Origin of the sequence: Curtobacterium caseinilyticum (genome assembly GCF_030363035.1) — a bacterium.
Lineage (GTDB): Bacteria > Actinomycetota > Actinomycetes > Actinomycetales > Microbacteriaceae > Curtobacterium > Curtobacterium caseinilyticum.
The window spans coordinates 138198-145529 of record NZ_JAUCMN010000009.1 but is presented as its reverse complement, the minus strand read 5'-3'; the positions used below and the strand labels follow the sequence as shown (position 1 = coordinate 145529).

9 protein-coding genes are annotated in these 7332 nt (G+C 71.8%); 3 read left to right on the top strand and 6 right to left on the bottom strand.

Features of this window, described 5'->3' with window-relative positions; all coding sequences use genetic code 11:
• Window positions 1-185: 185 nt before the first annotated feature.
• Window positions 186-734: a hypothetical protein gene (locus QUG93_RS13405; protein ID WP_289474620.1), complete on the bottom strand. Its 549-nt coding sequence runs from the start codon at window positions 732-734 to the stop codon at window positions 186-188.
• A gap of 293 nt (window positions 735-1027) precedes the next feature.
• Here QUG93_RS13405 and QUG93_RS13400 point away from each other — a divergent pair, with 293 nt between their 5' ends.
• Window positions 1028-1903 (top strand): serine hydrolase, encoded by an 876-nt coding sequence (locus QUG93_RS13400; protein WP_289474618.1) that lies wholly within the window; start codon window positions 1028-1030, stop codon window positions 1901-1903.
• A gap of 342 nt (window positions 1904-2245) precedes the next feature.
• Here QUG93_RS13400 and QUG93_RS13395 read toward each other — a convergent pair whose 3' ends face one another.
• The 3 genes from QUG93_RS13395 to QUG93_RS13385 all read right to left on the bottom strand — a co-directional run bounded on the left by QUG93_RS13395 (window position 2246) and on the right by QUG93_RS13385 (window position 5303).
• Window positions 2246-2992, bottom strand: coding sequence for an ABC transporter permease (locus QUG93_RS13395; protein ID WP_289474616.1), 747 nt, complete (start codon window positions 2990-2992; stop codon window positions 2246-2248).
• Window positions 2989-4872, bottom strand: coding sequence for an ABC transporter ATP-binding protein (locus QUG93_RS13390; protein ID WP_289474614.1), 1884 nt, complete (start codon window positions 4870-4872; stop codon window positions 2989-2991). Before QUG93_RS13390 ends, QUG93_RS13395 begins: the two co-directional genes overlap by 4 nt.
• 260 nt (window positions 4873-5132) lie before the next feature.
• Complete coding sequence (locus QUG93_RS13385; RefSeq protein ID WP_289474612.1) at window positions 5133-5303, bottom strand: hypothetical protein; 171 nt, start codon at window positions 5301-5303, stop codon at window positions 5133-5135.
• A 64-nt stretch (window positions 5304-5367) separates the two neighbouring features.
• Here QUG93_RS13385 and QUG93_RS13380 point away from each other — a divergent pair, with 64 nt between their 5' ends.
• The gene (locus QUG93_RS13380) at window positions 5368-5547 is read left to right on the top strand and encodes a hypothetical protein (protein WP_289474611.1); all 180 of its coding nucleotides are present in this window, start codon (window positions 5368-5370) and stop codon (window positions 5545-5547) included.
• 61 nt (window positions 5548-5608) lie between these two features.
• Window positions 5609-5971, top strand: a complete 363-nt coding sequence (locus QUG93_RS13375; RefSeq protein ID WP_289474610.1) for a hypothetical protein — start codon at window positions 5609-5611, stop codon at window positions 5969-5971.
• Between the two features lie 58 nt (window positions 5972-6029).
• Here QUG93_RS13375 and QUG93_RS13370 read toward each other — a convergent pair whose 3' ends face one another.
• The gene (locus tag QUG93_RS13370) at window positions 6030-6503 is read right to left on the bottom strand and encodes a MarR family winged helix-turn-helix transcriptional regulator (protein WP_289474609.1); all 474 of its coding nucleotides are present in this window, start codon (window positions 6501-6503) and stop codon (window positions 6030-6032) included.
• 76 nt (window positions 6504-6579) lie between these two features.
• The gene (locus tag QUG93_RS13365) at window positions 6580-7221 is read right to left on the bottom strand and encodes a response regulator transcription factor (protein WP_289474608.1); all 642 of its coding nucleotides are present in this window, start codon (window positions 7219-7221) and stop codon (window positions 6580-6582) included.
• Between the last annotated feature and the right edge of the window lie 111 nt (window positions 7222-7332).

The window sequence follows — 7332 nt, the reverse complement described above, 5'->3', positions numbered from 1 at the left end:
GAAGAGGTACAGCGCCTCGGCGTCCGGCACCCACGACACGATCAGATGGCAGTCATCACTGGATCGCGGTCGAATCGGGAGCACGTCGCACATCATTCGCGCTATTGGTCACAACGGCCAAAGCCAGGTTCGTCGACCGATCGGCCATCGGACAGTGAGCGGCGGCAGGATCGCGAGACGCAGCATCAGGCGGTGAGGGCGATCTGGGTCGCGCGGGCGATCACCTCGAGCGGGTCCGCTGCGCCGGTGACGAAGATCGTGATGACCGTGGACCAGTGGACGCCGCTGAGTACCGCTACTGCTCCTGCGCTCGATCCGTCCACGAGAACGGTCCCCACGGTGGTCCATCCATCCGGCACCGATGCGCGGAAGGACCTGGCGGTCTCACGGCCGGCTGCTGAGAGGAGTGCTTCTCGGTACGTGCTGTTCGCCCGCTCGTCGAGGAGCCCACCGAGGAGCCCAGTGTCGATGTCGCTGCAGGCCTGCCGGGCGGTCGTCGTGTGCGTCGTTGTCACGCGGTCGTCCAGAGCGGCGAGACCGGCGGCGACACTGCTGTCACCACCGAGTCGGCGGATCTGTGCGTCGACACCAGAGCGGTCCTGCGCGACCGGCAGCATCGTCGCACTCGGGTCGTTCCGGGTAGCAATCGCGGGAAGGATCGCCGCGAGAAGAGCATCCGCTGGCATGTCGCTCTCGCCCTTGTAGGTCGAGACTGCGCCGGTCGCGCCACTCATCACGCAGGTGCTGACGGTTGCCTGCTCGGCCTGCTCCACGGCGACCAACGCGCTCTCCGTGGTCGTCGTAGGACGGGCGCTCGACGATGGCGCTGCGAGGGCCGGTGCCTCGTCAGTTGTCGCAGCTGCGCTCGGGTCTGCCGTCTTGCTGGGCGTGACCGCGGCGGTGGTCGACGCCTGGGCGCAACCGCTCACGATCAGGCCCGACACTGCGACGGCAAGCACCTGGCCGACCACGCGATGCAGGGAGCAATGCGTGCTGACAGTCATCTGGGTCACCGTATCGTCGTTCCGTGCCCCGCCTGCTCCGCTGCCCCACCGCCCGTTCGATCGCCTCCCTGGCGGTGCTGGTCACCACGAGCGTGTCCCTCGCGGGCTGTTCCGCTTCCCCAGAACCGGCCGTACCCCACCCGACCCCGGCGGCCTCTCGGACTCCGCAGGCCATGACGGCCGCCGAGTTCTCCGAGCGTCTGGCCGCCTACGAGCGGAAGCACGACCTCCGTGTACGTGTGGATGCCATCGACACCGGTGACGACCACCACCTGGGCTTCCGTGCCACCGAGGCAGTACCGCTCGACATGCGCGCACTCACCGCGAGCGTGCTCGTGCTCGCAGATGCCTCCGACGATGAACTCGCAGCGTCCCCTGCCGCCTTCGAGGCCACGGCCGGAACGGGAGCCTCCGCGACGCTCCTGGATGCCGTCGCCGCTGCGCTGCAGACCAGCGCGCCCGAAGCTCAGCAGACGCTCGTGACGTGGCTGGGCGGCGACGATGCTCTCCGTCGTCGCGCTGACGCGCTCCTTGGTCCCTCGTCTGCCGGGCCGTCAGCGCGGAGCTTCGCGACCCTGCTCGACGACGCCGTCTACGGCGAGACGCTCGCCCCTGAGCGTCGCGGCACGTTGCGGAACATCCTGCTCAACAGTGCGGGGTCTCCTGCGACCGCAGCTGGTACCGACGCACCGTGGGAAGTAGCCGGGGTCAGCGACAGGAGTCAAGCCGGCACCCTCGTCGAGGTCAGCACACTCGAAGTGCCCTACCGCGCCTCGGGTGACGCGCCCCCCGTCGTACTCGCGCTCGTCGTCACCGGCGCTGCCGGCCAGAGGGCTGCGAGCCGAGCGGCCGAGGAAGTGTCAACGCTCGTCACCCACGCCCTGCCGCCGACCCGCTGACCATTCGGCGAAGCTCACTTCGCTCCGATGGCCGGTGCTGCGCGGTCCAGCGGGACGGCGGAGTCCTTCCACGCCGATGGCATGCAGCGGTGCAAGATCCGTCAGTTCTTCTCCGTCCTGCACGGTACCGCGGTGATGAAGACCGATGCGGCGACGTGTCGGATCCCAGTAGCCGATAGGCCATCGAAACGGAGCGTGGAGCAGGACGCTGGCCCTCGGTTCGAGGCGGTCGCCCGGGCGACCACAGACCGGACGGGAGGCACGCGACCGGCCCGCCCCGTGCCTCCCGTCCGATGGGTGCGTCGGTCCCGACCCGCCCTGCTGACCGCCCTGGTGCGCGCCTCAGCGCGACCCGACCTCCGGCCGGACCCGCACCGGCGCCAGCCAGCGCGTCAGGCACACCGCGGTGCACGCACCCGCGGCCGCGATCGCCGCGAGCACCACGATCTGGAACCGACCGGCCTCGAGCGGGGACACCCCGCCGAAGACCGCGCCGACGAACGCCCCGGGCAGCGTCACCAACCCGGTCGTCTTCGTCTGGTCGACCGTCGGCACGAGCGCGGCGCTCACCGCCTGCCGGACCAACCGCTCGGTCGCCCGCCGCGGGGCGGCGCCGAGTGCGAGCCACCCCTCGACCTCGTCCCACCGGTCGTCGACGAGCTCCCGGAACCGCCGGCCGCTGATCGTCGCGATGGTCATCGCGTTGCCGATGACGATGCCGCCGACGGCGAGTGCGTAGCGGGGGCTGAGCTCGATCGCTCCCGAGCCGAACACGACGACCCCGGTGGCGACGATGCCCACCGCCATCGAGACCCCGACCGGCAGCGCCGCCGCGGCGACACCGCCGAGTCGGCGCGCTGCGGTCAGGACCGCGACCACGAACATCACCGTCAGCGCCGCGGCGATCAGCAGGGGGGACCGGATCACACCGCTCAGCACCAGGCTGATGGCCGCGAGCTGTGCCGCCCCTCGGAGGATCGCGGCTGCGGGCGCCCACGGGTGCTCCGCGCGCGCGACGACGAGGACGGCGGTGGCCACGCCGACGAGCAGCAGCACCCCGAGCAGGGTGTGCCACGCCGCGTCGGTCACGCCTCGGCCGCCACGTCCTCCTGCACCGCGAACTGCGTGCGGTGCAGCTCCTCGTACCGGCCGCCCGCCGCGAGCAGCTCGTCGTGCGTGCCGCGCTGCACGATCGACCCGTCCTCGACCACGAGGATCTGGTCGGCGCTCCGGATGGTGGACAGGCGGTGTGCGATGACCATCGCGGTCCGTCCCTCGAGCGCCTCGCTCAGCGCGGCCTGCACGGCGGCCTCGGACGTCGAGTCGAGCGCCGCGGTCGCCTCGTCGAGGATCACGACGCGCGGCTGGGCGAGCAGGAGCCGGGCGATGGTCATCCGCTGGCGCTCGCCGCCGGAGAGCCGGTAGCCGCGCTCCCCGACCATGGTGTCGAGCTGGTCGGGCAGGGAGCGGATCAGCGGCTCGAGGCGGGCTCGGCGGACGGCGTCCCAGACCTCGTCGACGGTCGCTTCCGGCCGTGCCAGGCGCAGGTTGGCGAGGATGGTCTCGTGGAACAGGTGGCCGTCCTGGGTCACCATGCCGAGGGTGTGTCGCATCGAGGCGAAGGTGACGTCACGCACGTCGGTGCCCGCCAGGCGCACGGCACCGCTGTCGACGTCGTACAGGCGCGCGAGGAGCTGCGCGACGGTCGACTTGCCGGCGCCGGACGTCCCGACGAGGGCGACGGTCTGGCCGGGTTCGATCCGGAACGAGACGCCGTGCAGGACCTCCTCGCCGCCGCGGGTGTCGAGCGTCGAGACCTCCTCGAGGGAGGCGAGGGACACCTTGTCGGCGGACGGGTAGGCGAACCGGACGTCGTCGAACTCGACGGACACCGGGCCGTCCGGGATCGTGACGGCGTCGGGTCGCTCCTGGATCAGCGGGCGGAGGTCGAGCACCTCGAAGACGCGCTCGAAGCTCACCACGGCGCTCATGATCTCGACGCGGGCGTTCGCCAGGCTGGTCAGCGGCGCGTACAGGCGGGTGAGCAGGAGCGCCAGGGTGACGACCTCGCCGGTGTCGAGCTGCCCCGCCAGCGCGAGGAAGCCGCCGAGGCCGTAGACCAGGGCGAGGGCGAGCGCGGAGACGAGCATCAGCGCGGTGACGAAGACGAACTGCAGCATCGCGGTCCGGACGCCGATGTCGCGCACGCGGGCGGCCCGGACCCGGAACTCCGCGGCTTCGTCGTCGGGGCGCCCGAACAGCTTCACCAGGGTGGCCCCGGGTGCGGAGAAGCGCTCGGTCATCTGCGTGCTCATCGCCGAGTTGTGGTCGGCGGCCTCGCGCCGGAGCGCGGCGAGCCGGGTGCCCATGCGGCGGGCGGGCACGAGGAAGACCGGCAGCATCACCACCGCGAGCACCGTCACCAGCCAGGACGTGCTGAGCATGACCGTCAGGGTCAGGACCAGTGCCACGAGGTTCGTGACGACACCGGACAGCGTGCCGCTGAACGCCTGCTGCGCGCCGATCACGTCGTTGTTGAGGCGGCTGACCAGGGCGCCGGTCCGGGTGCGCGTGAAGAAGGCGATCGGCATCTTCTGCACGTGGTTGAACACCGCCGTGCGCAGGTCGAGGATCACGCCCTCGCCGATGCGGGCCGAGTACCAGCGGGTCAGGAGCGAGGTCCCCGCGTCGGCCACGGCGACGAGCGCGATGACGACCGCGAGCCCGACGATCGTGCCGACCGCGCCGCGGGCGACGATGACGTCGACCACCCGGCCGGCGAGCACCGGCGTCGCGACGGCCAGGAACGCTCCGACGACGGAGAGGGCGATGAAGACGAGCAGCTTGCCCCGGTAGGGCACCGCGAATGTCATGATCCGCCGGAGTGACTCGCGGGAGAACCCGTGTCCGCCGTCCTTGGCGGTCGAGATCTTGTAGAGCGAGCTCCAGGCAACGCCTTCCATGCTCATGGCAGTTCCTTCCGGGGGCACCGTGTCGACGCGGTCCAGCGGGCGCCAGGACACCGGTCGGCCCCGGCGGTGCCGGGTGAGGGCCAGGATACGGCGCGGTGGTCGTCGGCTGTTCCCTGTTCCTGGACGAACGTGACGTGGGCCGCCTCGATCGGGTTCGAGGCGGCCTACGGCCGGGTGCCGGACCGGTGGTCCGCGGCGCAGGGACGCCGCTGGCTCCTCCCTCACGTCGGAGCGCGAGGGGAGGTCGTGACCTCCGGTCAGCGGGCCCGGCCGGACGCGTCGCGGTCGGAGTCGACGTCGTGGTCGGGCTTGCGCACGCCGGCCTTGGCGATGCCGCGGCTGAGGATGTACGCGGCCGTCACCACCGCGACGTAGAGCCAGGCGTGGTCGGCGCCGAAGCGCTGCCCGTCGTCTCCGTCGTCGGTCACCGCCGCGGCGATGGGCCGTGCCGTACGACGACCGAACCCGGCGGACCGCCGAGGGATCGTGGTCGTGCCGACCGAGGCTGCCGTCGGCGACCTCACGAGGGCGTACCGACACGTGCAGGGGCCGGTGCTCGACGGCCTCTCGGACGAGGACGCGGCTGCGGTGGGACGCTTCGCACAGCGGTTGTCCGAGGCGCTCCACCGCGAGAGCCGGGCAGAGCAGGCGCAGGACGACCCGACGGCGTGACGACCCCTCGGCGCAACGCTCCGTGACCACGGGGCGCGCCGCGACGACCTACCCTGGGCGGATGCTCTCCCGCCGTGATGCCGCCGTCCGCCTCGACATCCCCCTCGAGATGGCCGCCCGGCACGGGATCCCCTCGCACGTCAGCGAGGCCGAGCTCGAGCGGATCGAGCAGGACCCGCCCGCGTGGCTCGTGCAGTCCCGGGCGAACCGCACGGGTGCGAAGCGTGTGTGGGCATCGCTGGAGTGCGCGGTCTGCGGGTTCTCCGAGGCCGAGCGGCCGAAGAAGTGGTGGCCGGAGTGGACGTACCTGGTGTGCGACCACCACGAGCTGGACGATGCGCCCGAGCCGGCGACGGGCACGAGTCGGCACGAGGTCTACGGCGTCGGGAGCCGGTACGTCGCCCTGGTCGACCAGCCCCGCTGACCGAGCGCGACGTCGTCCACCGTCCGGCCCTGCGGGTCGGTCCGCGTGCGCCGTCGCGTCACGGGCGTTCCGTACCCGCGGCGAGCAGCAGCTGCGCGTCGAGCAGCGGGGCGTCCGCAGCCGAGCGGACGAGGGCGTCCGCAGCCTGCTGGACCGCCCGTCGCTCGGCCGGGGACATGCGTCGGAGGGCCCCGCGGAACTCGGCAGCGCGCCGTGTGAGGACCTGGTCGACGAGCTCGGTGGCGGTGTCCGCCGCGGTGACGATGACCTCGCGACCGGAGACGTTCCTGCGCACGTAGGCGTCGCGCACGAGCCGGTCGACCATGCGCGTGATGCCGGACGGCAGGAGGCCGAGCTCGGCGGCCAGGTCGCCCGCACGCATCGGTCCGCGGGTCACGAGCAGCACCAGGATCCGGTACTGCTGCAGGGTCACGTGCTCGAGCGCCGGGGCGAGCGAGCGCAGCACGATGCCGAGCCCGACGACGGACGCGTCGACGACGACGGACTCGGTCGATGCATCGTCGGTCGCCACCCGGTCAGCGTACGTCGTCCCCTCGACCATCCGGGAAGCGCACGTCGTCCTGTGGATCCTCGCCGGAGGACGATCGTCAGCGGTCGATGCTCCGGTGGTCCGGGCGGAAGCCGTTCTCGGTGCCCCAGAGCACCGCGTCCACCCGGTTCTCGGCCCCGATCTTGCTGTAGAGCGTGCGGATGTGGGTCTTGACCGTGTTCGGGCTGAGGTGCGTGAGTTCCGCGATCTCGACGTTGCGCTTGCCCTGGGTGATGAGGGCGAGGATCTCGGACTGCCGGTCGGAGATCCCGTGGTCGCGGCCGGGCCAGTCGACGCCGGGCCCGCTCGGCACGCGCCGCTGCGGGACACCGAGCACCCGCTCGCCGGCGGCCACCCGCAGCAGCCCGTCGGCAAGCTGTTCCGCGGTGGAGCTCTTGGCGAAGTAGCCCGTGGCGCCGCGGGACACGGCTGCGTCGATGAGGTCCTGGTCCATCTTCCAGGTGAACACCGCGACGGTCCGGATGCGGGGGTTCGCCGCCAGCCGTGAGACGTCCTCGTCGTCGGGCTCGGGCTGCGCGAACGTGTCGTAGAGCGCCACGTCGACGTCCGCGGTGACCCGTCGGCGCGCGTCGAGCTGGACGATCTCGATGCGGTCCGCGAAGGGCGCGAGCATGTCCGCGAGTCCGCGGAGCACGAGCTCGTAGTCGTTGACCAGGGCGACGCGGACGCGCTCGGACATCTGGTTCCTCTCAGGACCACCCCTGGGGGTGAGACGACGCGTCGAGCGCGCTGGTTCGTTCGGGATCACCACGTTACGGACACCCCTGTACCCCGTCCGCAGCGGCACCTG

Excerpts from the sequence above, each read along its gene's own strand:
- QUG93_RS13405 (WP_289474620.1), bottom strand. The coding sequence starts at position 734 with ATGAGTGGCGCGACCGGCGCAGTCTCGACCTACAAGGGCGAGAGCGAC.
- QUG93_RS13390 (WP_289474614.1), bottom strand. The coding sequence starts at position 4,872 with ATGAGCATGGAAGGCGTTGCCTGGAGCTCGCTCTACAAGATCTCGACC.
- QUG93_RS13375 (WP_289474610.1), top strand. The coding sequence starts at position 5,609 with ATGCTCTCCCGCCGTGATGCCGCCGTCCGCCTCGACATCCCCCTCGAG.
- QUG93_RS13365 (WP_289474608.1), bottom strand. The coding sequence starts at position 7,221 with ATGTCCGAGCGCGTCCGCGTCGCCCTGGTCAACGACTACGAGCTCGTG.